The sequence below is a fragment of the Paraflavitalea speifideaquila genome, assembly GCF_032395985.1.
Classification (GTDB): domain Bacteria; phylum Bacteroidota; class Bacteroidia; order Chitinophagales; family Chitinophagaceae; genus Paraflavitalea; species Paraflavitalea speifideaquila.
The window spans coordinates 4,819,356-4,837,548 of the sequence record NZ_CP135920.1 but is presented as its reverse complement, the minus strand read 5'-3'; the positions used below and the strand labels follow the sequence as shown (position 1 = coordinate 4,837,548).

26 protein-coding genes are annotated in these 18,193 nt (G+C 46.1%); all 26 read left to right on the top strand.

Annotation, left to right across the window (positions count from 1 at the left end; genetic code table 11):
- Positions 1-99: 99 nt before the first annotated feature.
- Positions 100-1,068: a glycoside hydrolase family 88 protein gene (locus tag RS881_RS33280; RefSeq protein WP_315824688.1), complete on the top strand. Its 969-nt coding sequence runs from the start codon at positions 100-102 to the stop codon at positions 1,066-1,068.
- Positions 1,069-1,186: 118 nt separating this feature from the next.
- Positions 1,187-1,648, top strand: a complete 462-nt coding sequence (locus RS881_RS33275; protein WP_315814685.1) for a DUF6934 family protein — start codon at positions 1,187-1,189, stop codon at positions 1,646-1,648.
- A complete protein-coding gene (locus tag RS881_RS33270; RefSeq protein ID WP_315814684.1) occupies positions 1,645-1,797 on the top strand; it encodes a hypothetical protein in 153 nt (50 codons plus the stop codon). Before RS881_RS33275 ends, RS881_RS33270 begins: the two co-directional genes overlap by 4 nt.
- Before the next feature lie 52 nt (positions 1,798-1,849).
- Complete coding sequence (locus RS881_RS33265; RefSeq protein ID WP_315814683.1) at positions 1,850-2,209, top strand: hypothetical protein; 360 nt, start codon at positions 1,850-1,852, stop codon at positions 2,207-2,209.
- 197 nt (positions 2,210-2,406) lie between these two features.
- Entirely contained in the window at positions 2,407-2,718 is a 312-nt protein-coding gene (locus tag RS881_RS33260) for a hypothetical protein (protein ID WP_315814682.1), read from the top strand.
- A gap of 211 nt (positions 2,719-2,929) precedes the next feature.
- Positions 2,930-3,616, top strand: a complete 687-nt coding sequence (locus RS881_RS33255; RefSeq protein ID WP_315814681.1) for a helix-turn-helix transcriptional regulator — start codon at positions 2,930-2,932, stop codon at positions 3,614-3,616.
- A 135-nt stretch (positions 3,617-3,751) separates the two neighbouring features.
- Positions 3,752-4,276 carry a hypothetical protein gene (locus RS881_RS33250; protein WP_315814680.1) on the top strand — a complete coding sequence of 175 codons (525 nt, stop codon included), beginning with the start codon at positions 3,752-3,754 and terminating at the stop codon, positions 4,274-4,276.
- Between the two features lie 388 nt (positions 4,277-4,664).
- Positions 4,665-5,243, top strand: coding sequence for a hypothetical protein (locus tag RS881_RS33245; protein WP_315814679.1), 579 nt, complete (start codon positions 4,665-4,667; stop codon positions 5,241-5,243).
- A complete protein-coding gene (locus tag RS881_RS33240; protein WP_315814678.1) occupies positions 5,212-5,394 on the top strand; it encodes a hypothetical protein in 183 nt (60 codons plus the stop codon). Before RS881_RS33245 ends, RS881_RS33240 begins: the two co-directional genes overlap by 32 nt.
- Complete coding sequence (locus tag RS881_RS33235; protein ID WP_315824687.1) at positions 5,388-5,552, top strand: T9SS type A sorting domain-containing protein; 165 nt, start codon at positions 5,388-5,390, stop codon at positions 5,550-5,552. Before RS881_RS33240 ends, RS881_RS33235 begins: the two co-directional genes overlap by 7 nt.
- Before the next feature lie 54 nt (positions 5,553-5,606).
- The gene (locus RS881_RS33230; RefSeq protein WP_315814677.1) at positions 5,607-7,010 is read left to right on the top strand and encodes a sialate O-acetylesterase; all 1,404 of its coding nucleotides are present in this window, start codon (positions 5,607-5,609) and stop codon (positions 7,008-7,010) included.
- A gap of 355 nt (positions 7,011-7,365) precedes the next feature.
- Positions 7,366-8,394, top strand: a complete 1,029-nt coding sequence (locus RS881_RS33225; RefSeq protein WP_315814676.1) for an alpha-L-fucosidase — start codon at positions 7,366-7,368, stop codon at positions 8,392-8,394.
- Positions 8,395-8,399: 5 nt separating this feature from the next.
- Positions 8,400-8,654 (top strand): hypothetical protein, encoded by a 255-nt coding sequence (locus RS881_RS33220; protein ID WP_315814675.1) that lies wholly within the window; start codon positions 8,400-8,402, stop codon positions 8,652-8,654.
- A 101-nt stretch (positions 8,655-8,755) separates the two neighbouring features.
- Positions 8,756-9,022 (top strand): hypothetical protein, encoded by a 267-nt coding sequence (locus tag RS881_RS33215; protein ID WP_315814674.1) that lies wholly within the window; start codon positions 8,756-8,758, stop codon positions 9,020-9,022.
- Positions 8,976-10,244, top strand: a complete 1,269-nt coding sequence (locus RS881_RS33210) for a DUF4955 domain-containing protein (protein WP_315824686.1) — start codon at positions 8,976-8,978, stop codon at positions 10,242-10,244. Before RS881_RS33215 ends, RS881_RS33210 begins: the two co-directional genes overlap by 47 nt.
- A gap of 199 nt (positions 10,245-10,443) precedes the next feature.
- Positions 10,444-10,734: a hypothetical protein gene (locus RS881_RS33205; RefSeq protein ID WP_315814673.1), complete on the top strand. Its 291-nt coding sequence runs from the start codon at positions 10,444-10,446 to the stop codon at positions 10,732-10,734.
- A complete protein-coding gene (locus RS881_RS33200; protein ID WP_315814672.1) occupies positions 10,728-12,455 on the top strand; it encodes a SusC/RagA family TonB-linked outer membrane protein in 1,728 nt (575 codons plus the stop codon). Before RS881_RS33205 ends, RS881_RS33200 begins: the two co-directional genes overlap by 7 nt.
- Complete coding sequence (locus RS881_RS33195) at positions 12,407-13,621, top strand: TonB-dependent receptor domain-containing protein (RefSeq protein WP_315814671.1); 1,215 nt, start codon at positions 12,407-12,409, stop codon at positions 13,619-13,621. The genes RS881_RS33200 and RS881_RS33195 overlap by 49 nt, the downstream gene beginning before the upstream one ends.
- 54 nt (positions 13,622-13,675) lie before the next feature.
- Positions 13,676-14,215: a hypothetical protein gene (locus tag RS881_RS33190; protein ID WP_315814670.1), complete on the top strand. Its 540-nt coding sequence runs from the start codon at positions 13,676-13,678 to the stop codon at positions 14,213-14,215.
- The gene (locus RS881_RS33185) at positions 14,109-14,978 is read left to right on the top strand and encodes a RagB/SusD family nutrient uptake outer membrane protein (protein WP_315814669.1); all 870 of its coding nucleotides are present in this window, start codon (positions 14,109-14,111) and stop codon (positions 14,976-14,978) included. The genes RS881_RS33190 and RS881_RS33185 overlap by 107 nt, the downstream gene beginning before the upstream one ends.
- Before the next feature lie 20 nt (positions 14,979-14,998).
- The gene (locus tag RS881_RS33180; protein WP_315814668.1) at positions 14,999-15,400 is read left to right on the top strand and encodes a RagB/SusD family nutrient uptake outer membrane protein; all 402 of its coding nucleotides are present in this window, start codon (positions 14,999-15,001) and stop codon (positions 15,398-15,400) included.
- Positions 15,401-16,143: 743 nt separating this feature from the next.
- Positions 16,144-16,257, top strand: coding sequence for an alpha-L-fucosidase (locus RS881_RS61815; RefSeq protein WP_425476395.1), 114 nt, complete (start codon positions 16,144-16,146; stop codon positions 16,255-16,257).
- Complete coding sequence (locus tag RS881_RS33170; protein ID WP_315814666.1) at positions 16,212-16,472, top strand: alpha-L-fucosidase; 261 nt, start codon at positions 16,212-16,214, stop codon at positions 16,470-16,472. The genes RS881_RS61815 and RS881_RS33170 overlap by 46 nt, the downstream gene beginning before the upstream one ends.
- Positions 16,469-16,636: a hypothetical protein gene (locus RS881_RS33165; protein ID WP_315814665.1), complete on the top strand. Its 168-nt coding sequence runs from the start codon at positions 16,469-16,471 to the stop codon at positions 16,634-16,636. The genes RS881_RS33170 and RS881_RS33165 overlap by 4 nt, the downstream gene beginning before the upstream one ends.
- A gap of 5 nt (positions 16,637-16,641) precedes the next feature.
- Complete coding sequence (locus tag RS881_RS33160) at positions 16,642-17,268, top strand: alpha-L-fucosidase (RefSeq protein ID WP_315814664.1); 627 nt, start codon at positions 16,642-16,644, stop codon at positions 17,266-17,268.
- A complete protein-coding gene (locus tag RS881_RS33155) occupies positions 17,265-17,843 on the top strand; it encodes a hypothetical protein (RefSeq protein WP_315814663.1) in 579 nt (192 codons plus the stop codon). The genes RS881_RS33160 and RS881_RS33155 overlap by 4 nt, the downstream gene beginning before the upstream one ends.
- Positions 17,844-18,193 lie beyond the last annotated feature (350 nt).

Here is an 18,193-nt window from a genome sequence, read left to right as displayed (position 1 = left end):
CATGTTGAAAGCAGTGCCTGCTGCCAAAGAAAGTAAGGCCGACCTGGTATCGCCCCGCACCATCGAAAATGGTAAACTGAAGCTGGTTGCTTCCCGCGACTGGACCAGTGGTTTTTTCCGGGCGTACTCTGGTTCCTGTATGAGTATACGGGGAAGCAGGAATGGCTCACACAAGCTAAGGCCTATACGGCCAATATCGAGCGCGAGAAAACCAATGCCGGTACCCATGATATGGGCTTTAAAGTGTATTGCAGCTTTGGCACCGGTTATCGCCTTACCAGGGATGCAGCTTATAAGGATATTATCATCCAATCCGCTAAAACACTGTCTACCCGTTTTAATCCCAAAGTAGGTTGCCTTCGCTCCTGGGATCATCACAAAGAAGTATGGGGTTTCCCCGTGATCATCGATAATATGATGAACCTGGAATTATTGTTTGAGGCTACTAAGCTTACCGGCGATTCGTCTTTTTATAAGATAGCTGTATCACATGCCAATACCACCATGAAGAACCATTTTCGCCCTGATTATAGTTCTTACCACGTAATTGATTATGATACCGCTACAGGTGCTGTTGTAAAGAAGAACACCCACCAGGGGTACAGCCATGAATCGGCCTGGTCCAGAGGACAGGCATGGGGGCTATATGGCTATACCATGTGTTACCGTTTTACCAAGGATCCCATTTACCTGCAACAGGCAGAAAATATTGCTGCTTTTATACTGAACCATCCCCGCCTGCCAAAGGACCTGGTGCCTTATTATGATTTTGACGGGCCCGAGATTCCCAATGCTCCCCGCGATGCTTCTGCTGCTGCCGTAATTGCCTCTGGATTGTATGAGCTGAGCGGCTATAGCAAGAATGCCAAACTGTATCGCAATACAGCCAATAAGATCGTAACCAACCTTACCAGATCCTATCGTTCACCCATTGGTGAAAATTATGGATTCCTGTTGCTGCACAGCACCGGTTCCAAACCTTCTAACAGTGAAGTAGATGTGCCCTTGAACTATGCCGATTATTATTACCTGGAAGCCTTGTTGAGAGGTAGGAAGGGGAAGAAGTGAGAAGGATGAAAGGTTGACCGGATTCGGGTATTCTTGATAAGTAAATAATAGTTAGTTTAGCATAATTATCCCATACATATTTTGTATGGGATTTTTATTGATCAATATCCATTGAGAAATGACATTTGAAAAGTATCCAATTAATATAGGTGAAACTTCAATGGTTTATGAATTTGTAAGCGAAGGTAAGAATGGCAAGGTTTCGAAGTTGGTGATTTATAGTAAAACACATTTGCACAATTTTTACAATCTTGGTTTTGGAGACAAAGATTGCGAAACAGGAGAAATCGATGATGAAGTAGTTACTAATAATGGAGATAGCGGGAAAGTATTAGCTACCGTGGCCTCCACGCTTTATATTTTTATGGACAGATACCCTGATGCTATGGTATTTGTAACTGGTAGTTGTAAGGCACGTACTAGGTTGTATAGAATAGGGATAAGTAATAATATTGAAACCATAACGACGGATTTTTATGTGTACGGGTTGGGGGCTGAAGGCTGGCAATCCTTTGAGAAACAGGTAGATTTTGACGCATTTTTAGTTAAAAGAAAAAAAGGAGTAAATTTGTTTTTATGAAGCAGGAAAAGAAAGACAAAAAAAAGCCGGTGATCGCCAAAGTCGACAAAACACTTGACAAGTACCTGGATAAAGGTTTGTTTAAGGAGAAAGTTGATAAGGCAAATTATGTCCTAAAAACGATTGGCCTACCTAAGTTTTCAAAATAATTATTAATAATTTATATGTAATCCCAGGCTGGAAAGCCTGGGATTTTCTTTCATGAAACTATCAGCGACATTTACAACCTCAATGAATATTATGCGCACATGGTTATTGGCTGTTTTGACCGGGATTGCCTTATCCGCCTGTCGCGATAAACAGGCAGAGGAGGCCGTGTATGGTCGGTCCATTACTGATCAAAAGCTGTTGACTGATATGGCCGGGGTTTGGTACCCTACTGCCGAAACACAGGCATTGCTGGACAAAAAGAAGTATGTCCGCGATTCAGTATACCTTATCCTGCATGCTGATTCGGCTTTCCATGTTCGCTTACCCGATTGCCTGGATGCAGCTGCTAAAGGAGGCCTGGTATGGGATGCCATTGGCGGTTGGCGTATGTATAAAAACGGCGAAGCCTGAAACTGGGGATGGCTTTTGAAAAAGGCCGCCTGTTCAGGTACCCCACCTTCACGGATTTTGATATCCTGATCCTGGATTCTGTACTACTACTTTTGCGATTTATCGGCGATCCGGATAAAGGGGAAAGGTTGACGTTCAGAAAAGAATTTAGGTCCGGCAGAAATATTGCGTTGTAATTTGCAGTATAATTTGCTTGTATGCGATTATTGCTCCTATTGATGCTCTCCTTTACCTTGTCTGCCTGTTATTGGGGCATGGACGATTATAGCCCCACACCCCGGTATGCCAAAAGTGATCTTTGGGTGAGCAATTTCAAGGACGGCAACTTCCCTGGTACCGCCTACATCAACGATAAGATCTATTGCAGTAGCATGGAGAGGGCGAGCGATAGTTCCAACCTGTTCTATTGCTTCGGTCTAAAGACCGGTAAGCTAGATTGGGCAGTGGAAGTCGTACGATGGTATTTGACCAGGGAAAGATCATTTACTGGGACTACATGGATAATATGATAGTGGTGGACGAGGCTACTGGAAAATTGCTCGCCAGGACCAATTACCAGGGGATATTGAAGCAGGGACTTATGCAGCCAGTAAAGGGGCATTACGAGATCCCTGCGGATGATAATTCCTATTATTCGGTGCTTGTGTCAGATAGTTTGACCGCGCCGAATCAAGAATTTAATATTTATATAAAAAGGTAAAACGCCAATAATACTATTCATTGAATCGCATTGACCGATTGATGGGTTTGATCACCGTACTGCAATCCAAAAAGTACGTACTGCCGGAAAAGCTGGCAGAGCGGTTTGGTTTGAGCGTGCGCACCGTTTACCGCGATGTGAAGGCCCTGAATGAAATTGGCGTGCCGGTGAGTTTTGAGCCCAATAAAGGATACCATATTGCCAAGGGCTTTTTCCTCCCTCCTTTATTATTCACAGCCGAAGAGGCCAATGCACTGATCCTGCTGCAAACCCTGGCCAACCGCTTTACTGATCAGTCCATTGCCAAACACAGTACTTCCGCCCTCAATAAGATCAAGGCCGTGCTGCGCTCTTATGATAAAGACCTGGCCGATCAAATGAGCGCCCAGGTAAATGTCTTTGTACCGGAAGACGAAAAGTCCGAAACCACCCACCTGGCCACCCTACAGCAGGCCATCGCCCAAAAGCATATCCTGAACATTAAATACGCCGATAACAAAGGCATCCATACCGAGCGCGATATTGAACCGGTAGGCCTGGTTTTCTATACTTTCCAGTGGCACCTGATAGCCTGGTGCTGGCTTAGGAACGAATACCGCGATTTTAAAGTAAAGACCATTGTCCGCCTCACCAATACCGGCAAACCCTTTCGCCGGGAACATGCCTTTAAGGCCGAAGAATACCTGAAATTATTTTCAACCCGGTAAACAGACTGCCATAGGGTTGTCAGTGGCCCTCCTTTACTTTGTGTTCAGCAACAACAACACAAACCTACAATTCCTGTCAGTCACTGGAAGCCATTGAGTTACTGAGTAGCCTCAATGCTTCTCCAAATTATAGCCATGAATCAAGTACAGTTCAATGCAGAAGGCGGCCTGATCATTACGCCTTCTGCTTCTTCTTCCCAGCACGATTTTGATTTCCTGCAAGGCCGCTGGCTGGTACGAAATCGTAAATTGAAAACCAGGCTGAATAATTGTTCGGAATGGATAGAGTTTGCTGGTATCCAGGATCTGCGGAAGATCTTGCTAGGTATAGGTAATATTGACATCCTGGCTGCCGGCCTGGACGGGAAACCTTTTGAGGGCATGACCCTCCGGCTATTCAATCCGGTTACGCGCTTGTGGAGTATATATTGGGCCGATAGCAATAGAGGACAATTGGAACCGCCCGTATTGGGTTCATTTGAGGATAAGGTAGGCCGTTTTATTACAAAAGATAGTTTCCAGGGGCGGGATATTTTGGTACAGTTCAATTGGGATGCTACCAACCCGGAACTACCCGTATGGAGTCAGGCCTTTTCCGCCGATCAGGGCGCTACCTGGGAATGGAATTGGTACATGTATTTTTCCCGGGCGGATCAGTAATACACCAATTCGCCAAAAGGATTGAATAAATGGCAAAACCACTGCACAAGTAATTAAAGAATTATGGGTTAGTTGTGGAACAATAAATGCCATCAATTAAACCAATTCTATGTACTCCAAAACGATTGCTTCCCTGCTATTGGGCAGCACCCTGCTATTTGCCTGCAAGAAAGGCATCACCCACGGAGCAAGTATTACAAAACAATTCTCCTCAAACAAATTCCGCTGACATTGGCATCGCTTCTACTTATGCAGAGGCCGCCCCTTAGAAATACAGCATTCAGCATAGCTGAAACCAATACACCATCAATAAACTTTATGAAGAAAAACTTTACAACAATTGTTGCCCATTCATTAAACCCATTGGGCGTACTGATAGCCTTTTATTGTGGCAAGTCACCCTACAGGCACAAGCCCCACTGGTGTCCTTGCAAAATGGCCAGCTGGTTTATATGTACAGAATCGACGGGCTTCGGGCAGTGGCCATGGATGGGCTGGTGCGCAAACCATGTTCTGGAATTGCTTTGCCTACAAAGGCGATATTGAAGTGGAAAGCCCTAAAACGACTAAGAACTGGGGCATTGGTTGCATTGGGCCCAGGCAAACCAGCGGTGGCTATTGGGAAAGCTGGGGCACCCATGTATTGCCTCGTAGCCTGTATTTACAACAGTTGCAGGATCGCCTGGGTGCACAGGCCTTACAAAATATCGTTACCCCCGACCAGGCCCAGGGTAGAATATGGGATAGTTTAAAAGCCCGGGGTACCCGTATTGCACAGGAACCCAAAGTGCCTTATGGCGTGCCTGAACCGGGTGCTTCCTTTGATATTACCGATAATGGCGGCCAGATCGCGGCACAATACCCCAATACAACCAAGCCATCGGAAGATGTACCCAGCATCATCGACAATAGTACTACTACCAAATATTACCGCAGTGGCCGTACCAACCTATGGGTGCAATATTAAAGCAGCCCCTCCGGTGCAGCAAACCATCCTGGTACTGGGATTGGATTATCTAAAACCAGGTATTGGCCTGATCGCTTATCCCAATCCAACTACTGGTCCGCTGAAAGTGAAATTCACTAAGAAAAAGAAACGGGCTATTCTTTCCTGCTGATCGACCGCAATGGTGTCATTGTAGCTTCTACTACCGTACCTGCGGGCAGTACCACCAATGAAGTGAACTTTAATATCAGTGGCGTGCAGAATGGATTGTATTTCCTGCATGTAAGCGATGGTGTTGAGAAAGCAGTAAGGATTATTGTGAAATATTAGAACGTAAAGAACTAATGCCTATTTTAGAAGCAGCTAATCAAAAAAGTTTGCAATATGATCAAACAAGTTCTTTCGGCTTTATTCACCTTTATGGTTTGTACGGCGCAGGCTACTATTACCCTGCCTGCTTTATTTGGCAACAATATGGTTTTGCAACAGCAAACCGATGCTGCAATCTGGGGCATGGCTAAGAAAAATGCCACTGTTACCATTATTACGTCCTGGGATAAAAAGAAGTATACCGTGCAGGCCAATGCGTCAGGTAATTGGAAAACAACCGTACGCACGCCCAAAGCCAGCGGACCTTACGAGATCAGTTTGAGCGACGGCGAATTATTGAAACTATCCAACGTATTGATAGGGGAGGTATGGATCTGTTCCGGTCAATCCAATATGGAAATGCCCGTTAAAGGATTCAGGAATCAGCCAATTATCGGGGCTGATGATATGTTACTCGAAGCGGATGATACAGCCATTCACCTTTTCAGATTGGAGCGTGCTTTCAACAAAACAAAACAAACGGATGTAAAAGCCAAATGGGAAACCGTGGCTCCCCGGTCAGTGAAAGAGTTCAGTGCAGTGGGCTATAACTTTGCCCGGATATTGCGCCAACGATTGAAAGTGCCCATTGGTATCATTCAAACTACCTGGGGTGGCACGCCAATAGAAGCCTGGATGGACAGCCTTTCCCTGCAGCAGGTAGAAGGGGTTAAATATCCTGCTGCTGGTGCTACCATGACCAAAAACGATCCCGCTGTATTATTCAACGCCATGATTGCCCCCTTGGTAGGGTACAATATGAAGGGCGTATTATGGTACCAGGGCGAGTCGAATAGGCTTCAACCCCAGCTCTATGCTAAGCTGATGCAGGGCATGGTGAATGAATGGCGTAGTTTATGGAATACCGGTAACTGGCCTTTCTATTATGTGCAGATAGCGCCCTATCAATATCCCAATAGCCGTGAGCTGGTTCCTTACCTGCGCGAAGCACAGGATAAAGCCCAAACCCTGATCTCCAATAGTGGTATGGTGGTATGTATGGATGCCGGCGACCAACGTACCATTCACCCAGCCAATAAACTGATCGTTAGCAAAAGACTGGCTTATTGGGCCCTCGCCAACACCTATGACCGGGAAGGTATCGTATACCAGGGGCCAGTTTATAAATCCATGAAAATTGTAGCCGATACTGCCAAAATAGCCTTCAACAATGCACCCAATGGATTGACCACCTATGGCAAAGACCTGGTGAATTTTGAAGTAGCTGGCAGCGATAAAGTATTTTATCCGGCCAATGCAAAAATTACCAATGAGGGGATCTATCTCTTTAGCCCGCAGGTAAAAGGACCGGCAGCAGTGCGCTATGCGTTTAAGGACTGGCCTGAAGGAGAACTGTTCAATACCGATGGGCTGCCTGCTGCACCCTTCAGAACAGATGATTGGGAACCCGTTAAGTGAGTGATGAATGATGAAATATGAATTTTTAATGAGTGATGCGCTTGGTTGTGATCGTAGTTTAAAATACCTCGCTCAGCAAATCATTGGGCCCTGCGTAAGCAGGGCCTTTTTATTGCCCTGTTTTCCATCCTGAACTGTCCTGTTCTTTTGCTAAAAAGATTGAATAGTATGCCAATACCCTAAAATGAGTTTAGATATATCTGGTTAATTTGCTGTTCATTACGATTACTCTGGCCTTTAAATTAATTGCACCAATGATAAAACGTATTTTTGCCTCGCCGCCGCCTCTTTCATCCTGTCACAGGCTGGCCTGGCACAGCCTTCGCCAGCCTCCTCAAATGAGAAAGATCAACGCATGGAATGGTGGCGTGAAGCCCGCTTTGGCATGTTCATCCACTGGGGCGTATATGCCGTACCGGCGGGTACTTATAAAGGACAAAAGATCAACCGTATTGGCGAGTGGATCATGAACCGGGGTAAAATACCCGTAGCCGAATACCAAAAGTTTGCCCAGGATTTTAATCCCATAAAATATGATGCCGATGCCTGGGTGCGTTTGGCCAAAGAGGCGGGAATGAAATACATTGTGATCACCGCCAAACACCACGATGGTTTTGCACTCTTCGATAGCAAGGCCAGTAAATGGGATATCGCGGATGCCTCACCTTATGGTAAAGACCTGTTGAAACCCCTGGCCGAAGCCTGCCGTAAATATGGCGTAAAACTGGGCTTCTATTATTCCCATGCCCAGGACTGGAACAACCCCGGCGGTGCAGCTGCCCGTAAAGTGACTTCTGAAGGTTGGGCCAATCCCGACTCTGCCCGTATTGATGCTTATACCGCTGCCAATAGCGGCCACTGGGATCCTGCACAAACTACCAAAACCATGGCCCAATATATAGACGATGTAGCTGTGCCGCAGGTAAAAGAACTGCTGTCCAATTATGGCGATGTAGCCGTTTTGTGGTGGGATACACCTACAGGCATGACCGATGAGTTTGCCGAAAAATTAAAAGACCAGTTAAAATTACAACCCCAGATCATCACCAACGACCGGCTGAAACGACCCAATTTCCCCGGCGATTTTACAACGCCCGAACAACGAATCCCTAAAGTGGGAGAAATGGATGGTAAAGACTGGGAAACCTGCATGACCATGAATGGTTCCTGGGGATATAAGAGTTATGACAATAACTGGAAACCTGCTGCCACCCTTATCCAGAATTTGATAGACATTGTTTCCAAAGGTGGTAATTACCTGTTGAATATTGGTCCCAAAGCCGATGGTACCATTCCTGCCGAAAGTATTGAACGCCTGCAACAGGTAGGTGCCTGGATGAAGGTAAATGGCGAGGCCATCTATAATACAACCGCCAGCCCCTGAAGCCATTGGCCTGGGGCCGTTGTACCCAAAAGAAAGAAGGCGGTAATACCGTATTGTACTTCTCGGTATTTGAATGGCCTGCCAATGGCAAGCTGGAAGTACCCGGTATCAGGAACAAAGTAGTAAGCGCCAAATTGATGAGTAATGGTAATGCTGTTAAGACCAGCAGCGATGGCGATGTACTTAGTTTATCATTACCAGCAAAAGCTACTGATCCCATTGCTTCGGTAATTAAAGTAGAGTTGAAAGGAAGTTTATAGTATACACAATGAGGTAATGGTGAATGGTGGGGACTGTTGTCCCAATAAAACGATGTCATGAAGCAACTGCTCGTTACAACTTGTATCTTCTCCATGTCTATTTGGGGGCAGGCCCAAACCGTGGCCCCTTATGGAATGACTATATTACTGCTAAGAAGTCTGGTACAACACCCGTTTTGCCAGACTATTCTTATGCGGGGTATCATTTTTCCGAGAAACCCATACCCGATCTTCGCGACCGGAAACAATTCAATGTAAAGGACTTTGGCGCCCTACCCAACGACGACCAATTTGATGACGCGGGTATCCAGGCCGCTATTGATGCGGCAGAAAAACAAGGGCGGTGTAGTATTCTTTCCTCCCGGTAAGTATTTGATCGCTGCGGATACCAATAACCAAAAGCAGATCAGGGTGAGACAAAGCCATATTGTACTGAAGGGTAGTGGCAGCGGACCTGGCGGTACAGAGATCTATCAGGCCAGTATGAGGCTGAATGACCGCCAGATATTATTTAAACCCGAAAAGCTGGATAACCGGAAACTGGCGAAGGTGGTAAAAGATGCAGAAAGAGAAGACTTTTGGGTAGAAGTGGCCGATGCCGCTTTGTTGAAGCCTGGACAGGATATTGTTTTGCGTCACCAAAGTGAAGCCTATACGCGCTGGTACTTTTCACCCCTGCCATTGAAGCCCGTATGGACTCGTCTATTTGGCGAAAAGGGTGGCATGAACATCAGCGAAATTCATACCATTGAAAAAGTAGAAGGCAATCGCGTAAAGTTCAAGAACCCCCTGCACATTCCTGTTAAGTTATTGAGCGAGGTACCTTTTGAATTGATCAGCTTTTCCAGCCTGGAAGAATGTGGCGTGGAAGACATTCTCTTTACCAGCAACTGGAAATCTTACCCCGAAGAGTTTATTCATCATAAGAACGAGATCCATGACTATGCCTATGAAGCATTGGGTATGGAGTATGTGAAGAATAGCTGGGTGCGCAATTGTGCTTTTCACGATTGGAATGAAGGTATTTATTTCCGTGCCGGATATCAGGTGAGCGTGTTGGAGGTGACTTTTAAAGGGAAGAAAGGACATGCTTCGGTTCATGCCCGCACCGGTTATGGCGTCTTGATCAGGAATTGTCATTTCAATGGGGCGCAGCATCATGGTGCTGGTACCGGCTATGGTGCTTCAGGAACCGTGATCACCCAGTGCGATCTGGGTACCGATCAAAATTTTGATATTCATTCCGGCCAGCCCTATGCTACCTTGTATGACGATATTGCCGGTGGTGTATTTTATAACCTGGGTGGTCCCGAACCTGGCCATCCGCATCATGCCAGGCAATTAACCCTGTGGAATTTTCAACATTCATCAAATAAAGAGCAGCATTATAATTTTTGGGATATGGATCGCCGCAGGAACTATACCATTGCAGCACCCATACTGGTAGGCTTTCAGTCTGACAGGAAAGTGGATTTTGAAAATGCCGGTATTAATCAATTGCAAGGACAATTGGTGTATCCGCGGTCTTTGTTTGAAGCACAATTGAAATTCCGGTTATCAGCCAATCAGGCGGTAGCTGGTAAGAACTGATTACCCCTTTTACAGTCTGTACCGTTCGTTTGTAAGGTAGGCTGCCTGGTGCAGCATACAGGATTTTCTTTGCCCTAAAGGGAATAATCATCCGTATAGATTTGAATGCGTATGCTGCCTGCCGCAGTGTACAAGCCTTCTTGTGCCCTGTACGGGATAATAATTGCGTTGTTTTCTATTCATTAATAAAACTGCCGTTATGAAATTTGCTTGCATTAATCAGCTATTATCCGGGTGGCGGATAAAGACATTCCACACGGGCATCTATGCCAGGCCGGTATATATGCTGGTGTGTTTTTTATTACTAGTAGGACCTGCATTTGCCCAAACGGGTACAGGTAAAACAATTACTGTTAAAGGGGTGATTAAAGATGCCAAAGGCGCTCCCCTGTCAGGTGTTAGCATTACTGAAAAAGGAGGAGAGAAAGCTACCTTGACATTTGCCGATGGGTCTTTCTCTTTATCAGTTCCCCCAATACTACGTTGCTGATCTCCTATGTGGGGTATGCCGGACAGGAGATCATTACCAGGAATATTGACCTCTTGAATATATCATTATCACTTACTCCTGGAAAGGGAGCACTGGATGAAGTGGTGGTGGTGGGTTATGGTACCCGGAGGAAGTCAGAACTTACTGGTTCAGTTGTTTCTGTCAACGAGCAATCTATCAAAGACATCCCAACCCAGAGCCTTGCTTCGGCCTTGCAGGGGCGTGCTGCCGGTGTTGATATTCAAAAGGCTGGTGGTAATAGTAAACCTGGTGCAGGGGTGTCCATATTGATACGTGGCGCCCGTTCCGTGCGCGCCAGCAATGCACCACTCCTGATCGTGGATGGAATTCCCTTTAGCGGAAGTTTCAATGACCTTAACCAGGATGATATTACTTCCGTTGAAATATTAAAGGATGCATCTGCAACCGCCATATACGGTTCACGTGGCGCCAATGGCGTATTGCTCATTAGTACCCGCCGTGGTAAAGCAGGGAAGGCTGTTATTTCCTATAATGGCTATACTGGTTTCAGCAAGCCAATCGGCGAATACAAATTGATGAATGCCCAGGAGTTTGCAGAGTTGAAAAAATGGGCCAGGTACCTCGGTGTTTGGACCACCGCCACTCCCTCTGAGAAAAAATATTCAGGGCCCAACGATCCGTTATTGATCTCCGAAGTATTTTCAGGAGAAGAGCTGGAAGGTTTGAAGGGCGAAGGAACCAACTGGCAGAAGTTGGTGTACAAAACTGGTTTTACTACCAGCCATCAATTAGGTGTATCTGGTGGTACCGAACAAACCCAGTATGCGATTTCCGGCAACTATTATAAGGAAACGGGTATTTTCCCTGGTCAGGAGTTTGAACGTTTTACAGTTAAACTAAGCGTCGATCAACAATTGAACAAAATGTTCAAAGTAGGAGTAAGCTCATTAAATAATTTTTCTACCACCCTGGGCGAAGGGTTTAATCCAATGAGCCAGGCCTTGCGTGCTTCCCCACTTATTGGGCCTTATGATGCTGATGGAAAACTGCGCAACGAATTTTTACCAGGCAGTCAAAGTCAGGTATGGAACCCCCTGGCCGATTTTTGCCAGGCGCCAAATCAGAACGGAAAAAGACTGGGTACCTTTACTACTGCATATCTGGAAGCAAACCTGGGCCAGTGGGTAAAGGGACTTAGGTACCGCCTCAATGCAGGTACCGAGATCAGATCGGAAAATTATGGCAATTTCTACGCCAGTAAAACGACCGATAGGGGTGGTGGTCAATCATCTTCCCGTAACCGCAACAGCGCTGGTACTAATTGGACTCTGGAAAACCTGTTGACTTACGATAACACATTCTTTGGCAAGCATAAGGTTAATTTTACCGGCCTTTTCAGCTCCCAACAGGATAAATCATCTTCTACCACCTTCAATAATTTGGACCTGGTGGCTGACTACCTGGAAAATTATAACCCCGAATTGGCAGGCAGCCTTACAGGTTCTGGTGGTTATAGTGAATGGGGCCTGGTTTCCTATATGGGCCGTTTGAACTATGGTTTTGACGACCGTTACCTGCTTACCCTTACCATGCGTTCGGATGGTTCGTCCCGCCTGGCCAAAGGCAATAAGTGGCAACCTTCCCTTCTGCAGCCGTTGCCTGGAATATCCACAATGAAAAATTCTTTAAAGTGGATTTCATCAACAACCTCCGCCTGCGCGCCAGCTATGGAAAAGTAGGCAATGCCTCCATTGACCCCTACGGAACAGTGCCGCAGCTCGGGGCAGTTGTTTATAATTATGGAGATGTATTTACGCGTGGTTACTATCAAACCACCGTTGGCAATAATTCGCTTACCTGGGAATACACTTCCACAGCCGAGCTGGCCATTGATTTCGGGTTACTCAATAACCGTATTGCCGGTAATATCAATCTATACAAGGCATGGACCGATAAATTGCTGTTGCCCAAAAACCTGCCGCCTACCAATGGTATTGAAGACGCCGTGTTGACCAATGTAGGTAAAACAGAAAATAAAGGGATTGAGCTGCAAGTAAGTGCGGCTGTATTTGTTCCCAAAAACCGCAATGATTTTGGCTGGAATGTAGACCTTAATTTTTCCATCAACCGCGGTAAGATCACACAGCTTGCTGATGGAAACACCCAGGATATTGGTAATGGCTGGTTTGTAGGGCAACCCATCGGTGTGTTCTATAATTATCGGAAAACAGGTATCTGGCAAAATTCAAAATCAGATTCACTGGAAGCCGTTCGCCTGGGATTAACTACCACGGGTTCATCAAGTGTAATTGGTGATATTAGAGTGGCCGATCTTAATGGAGATGGTGCTATTACCGATGCTGATCGTGAGATCATTGGTACAACACAGCCCGATTGGATTGGAGGTATGACAAACCGTTTCTCTTATGGCGGTTTTGATCTGACTGTAGTTGCGTTTGCCCGCTGGGGAGCAACCATGAACAGTACACTCCATGGTGGTGGCTTTGTAAATACCTTCCAGGGTACTTACAACAATATTAAAACACGTTATTGGACACCTTTGAATAATGAACAGGAATATCCTAAAGCCAACTATGGCCGGCAAAATCCAGCCAACCTGGGTTTGCTGGGATTCTTCGATGGCAGCTTTTTAAAAGTACGTACCATCACCCTTGGTTATACTCTTTCTCAGGCACTTCTGAGAAGGACCGGCGCCAAAAGTTTACGATTCTATGCCACCGTGGAAGATCCGTTCATCCTTTTCTCCCCTTTCCGCAATCATGAATTTGGCGGACTGGATCCTGAATCAGGCGGTGGCTCCACTAGTCCTACCGTAGGCACCAACCTGGGTATTGATACACCTCCTGCCAGACAGATATTATTTGGTCTCAGTGTTTCCTTATAACAAATGCGTTGCATGAAACCTGATACACCAATTAAAACAACAAAACAGTTTAGTATGAAAAAGTTAATCATAGCTACAAGCCTCCTCGCAGCATTAGCAGGCCTGGGGTGCAATAAATTACTGGAGGAAGAAGTAAAGTCTATCCTTACTCCTGAGTTCCTGAGTACCGAAAAAGGTGTTAGTGCCGGTGTAGATGCGGCGTATGCTGGTAATCGACTGTTATGGGGAAACCAGGACCTGTTTACCCTGACCGTTATTGGAACGGATGAATTTCAACGTGGCGTAGATGGAAACGGTGATGTGAATAATTATTCCAGCGGGTTCACCAATAGTAGTGGACAGGGCAATAATATCTGGACCAACTGCTACAAGTATATCAATGCCTGCAATGGGGTTATTAAATTCGCACCAACGGTAGATATGGATGCAAATGTGAAAAATAAGAATTGCCGAAGCAAAATTTCTCCGCGCACAATATTATTCCGTATTGGTACAATTCTGGCGGGATGTTACCATTACAACCGATTTCCTGGATCAGCCGGTAACTGCTGCCAGGCGCGAGCCCCTGGCCAGTGTTTATGCCCTGATCATTAAAGACCTGAATGAAGCCATTGCCGATCTGCCTGCTGGGCCAAGAAGCAGTGGCGTTCAGGTTGGCAGGGCAAGCAGTGCGGCAGCCCGCCATTTGCTGGCAAAAGTGTACCTGGCCAAAGCCGGTACCCCCGCTAAAGAAGCCAATGATTATGAAGAGGCCTACAAACTGGCAAAAGACCTGATCGATAAGAAGAGCACCTACGGCTTGAACCTCCTGCCCGATTTTAAAGATGTACATAAAGAAGGCAATGAGAACAATACTGAAGTGATCTGGACCGTCCAGCATACTACCAACCTTATCTACAATGGTCCTAATAACAGTGGTGGCGCCGACAATATACTCAACCACATGTTCATTGGTCAGTATGATAAACTGGGAATGAAACGAAGCAAGGAATATGGCCGCCCCTATATCCGTTGTGTGCCTACAAGATGGACAACGGAAACGGCTTTCGCCGAAAGAGTATATGATACCAGGTATGCCAAAACATTCCAGACCATCTGGTTGGCTAACTCAACCGCCAAAGCCGACATTGAGAACCTCAAATGGCCCGATCCACTTCCTCCAGGCGCTCCTCCCGGTGCAGTAGCTGGTCAACCTAAGATCAAAAAGATAGGCGATACCGCCATCTATATGCCGGGTGTTGATAAAACCGATCAGGAAATAGCCGTAGCGCCCTACCTATTAATGCCACCACGGACTTATAGCGCACAGATCGCGCCCACCGTCATGAAATATTTTGACGCTAAAAAGCGGGTTTAAATGATCCGTCCATACGTCCTGTGATCGTATACCGATTTGCCGAGACCTACCTCATCGCGGCTGAAGCAGCACTCATGACCAATCGTACTACAGAAGCTGTTGCTTATATTAATGCAGTGCGTGAAAGAGCCGCCTCTACAGGCAACGTGGCCAATATGCGCATTACCAATGCTACCCTTACAAGTGGTGGCATCGATTTCATCCTCGATGAGCGTACCCGGGAATTGGTGGGTGAGAATTTAAGATGGTGGGACCTGGTAAGAACCGGTAAACTGCTTGAGAGAGTAAAACTGTACAATGGTGATGCGGCACCCAATATTCAGCCCAAGCATATCCTGCGTCCTATACCCTTAAACCAGTTGAATAGGACCACTACGGGTGAACCCTATAGAAATGATATCTATTTCCCGGCCTGGAATTAGGAACCGGGTAGGTGCATTGCGAATCGCGAATAACTAAAGTTGTGCTTGCCGGATTGTTCTGGCAGGCACAACTTGTTTTTGAACCAGGAAAAAGGAACCTTATGCAAGTTCAACGAGTACTTTTTTCACAATGAGTATATTACTCTCTGGTACTGTTCTCGCACAGGATACGGTAAAACCCAAGCCGCCCACCCAGCGGCCTGCTGCCCGCGCTCTGGTACCGGAAGTATTACCAGGTCGGGCGTCTGGCCAATGGCAATACCGTGATCTGCAACCATAATCACCATCCTTACCTAAATATGCTTCTATGAACTGGTTTTGTAAACAATGTTTTTATTGATGTTGACCTTATACGTTGTTAAAAGTAGTAAGGCCCAGCACCGCGCCGACTGGTTGCAAAAGGCAGGAATGTGCCCGTACAAACCAATGGTCCTATTCCGGCTGAATATATCAACCAGCTGATGGCACTAAAAACCTTACAGGCAAAGTAATTAACCTCTATTTGCAGGGCCGGGGGCGGTTTATCCAATATCTGCCAAAATAGCTTAATAGTAAGCGAAATTCAGGACACAAGTAGTTGACCATTATCATTCTATTGCAGAATAATTTAGTCACTTTTGAGCAATAGCATTTCTATGATGATAAAACGATTCATGCTTGCGGGCTTGCTAGCGTCCGTACTTGCCACCCAGGCCCAGGATGAAATGTGGGATAGATCCGTCTCCGGTAAACAACATCCCCATATTCAATGGTTCAAAGATGCTAAGTTTGGTATGTTCATCCATTGGGGATTGTATTCCAAATTGGGGGCGTGTGGAACAGCAAACGGTATTATGGCAGTGGCGAGTGGCTTATGAATCAGGCAAAGATACCAGCCAATGTATATGCAGCGGAAGCGGCTACTTTCAATCCCGTAAACTTCAATGCCGGGGAATGGGCCTCCCTGGCACAGGAAGCCGGTATCAGGTACATCGTGATCACCGCCAAACACCATGAAGGTTTTGCCATGTACGATTCCAAGGTGAGCGACTTCACCATTGTAAAATCAACCCCCTATAAAAAGACCCCATGAAGGCCCTGGCCGAAGCTACCCGCAAACGGGGCATCCAATTCGGCTTTTATTACTCCCAATTCCTGGATTGGCATGAGCCCAATGGAGGCGGTAATCGCTGGGATTTTGAGGAGTCCAAAAAGATTACCAGGCTTATTACCGGGAGAAATCTATTCCCCAGCTAAAAGAATTGCTAACCCGCTATGGCCCCCTGGGTATTGTATGGTTTGATATGCCGGGCGGACTTACCAAACAGCAAACCCAACAACTGGTAGATAGCCTGCGCCTATTGCAACCGAAAAGTTTATTCAGCAGTCGCGTAGGGCAGGGGCTGGGCGATTACCGCGATTTTGGCGATTCAGAAGTGCCGCCTGCTCCCATCAACGAAATCTGGGAATCTATTTATACACACAATGATTCCTGGGGATATATAGCGCATGACATGAACTTTAAATCACCCCGCGAAATTATTCGGTTACTGGCCAATGTGGCTTCCAAAGGGGGCAACCTGATGTTGAATGTAGGACCCGATGGTGAAGGCAATATTCCTTACTATTCCGTTCAATACCTGAAAGCAACAGGCAAATGGTTACAACAAAATGGCGAGAGCATCTATGGCACTACTTATGGTTTTATTCCGGCTCAGCCCTGGGGTGTTACCACCGCCAAACCCGGTAAGCTCTATCTGCATGTACTGGACAGGCCGGCAGATGGTAAGTTATTGTTGCCTGGTTGTGCCGTGCAGGCGAATAAGGTATATACCCTGGTGGGCAAGGCGCCCCAATCTTTCACCAAAAAGGAACAGATCTCTGGGTGAAAATGCCCACTATGGCTACCAATAGCCCCAATACCGTATTGGTAGTAGAATACAGTGGCAAGCCACCCGCCTACAATGCATCAGCACCCGTAACCATATCCGCCCAATTGCCGGTTAATGTGATTGAAGCCGTACATGCAACTACTGCCGACAGCGCCCGGATAAAAAGTCTTACTTATAGTCACTATTTTGGCGACTGGAAACATACCGTATGCGTCACCAATATGATGGGGCCAAAAGATGCCGCCTCTTTTAATATTCGTGCTACCGGGGCGGCCGATTATAAGGTAGTACTGGAATATGCCTGTAATGCCGAAAGCGCCAGGCAGGAAGGCTGTGTGCAGCTAAATGGAAAGGAATACCTTTTCCGTTCCTTGCGTAGTTCAGAATTTGATAAAAGCAATCCTTTGATGTTCATTCAACATCCAGTGGCTATTACTACTATTGAAAAACCTGGTTTATATACCATTACCGTTAAACCCTTACAACAGGGCAAGGAATTGTTCAAACTGAAAAGTATCAGACTGGAGCCATCCTGGCCCCCTAAGGGGCGTTTTACCGGCCGCAGGTCATAGTTGACCGGTCATAATAGGTCAATACCGGTCATATTGGTCACTTTCGGTCTGCTGTATTGGGTACCAATTCCTTTTGCAGGTAGGTTTGCTCAAGAACGAGGGGTAAATGGAAGGGGCAGCGTATATCGTTAGTGTATGGATAGTGTATGGATGGTGTATAGATGCTGTATGGATGGTGTATGGATAGTGTATGAAAATAGTCACAACAACAAAATTGCGACCCTTGCTAAAATAGCTGAATAGGAGGTAAACTGTGCGGTATGCATATTGAGATTTTATCCGTCTATTGCAGTAGTTAAGTAAAGGTGAGCGCAGAATATAGCAAGGTTTACAAATAGCATGAGCAAGCA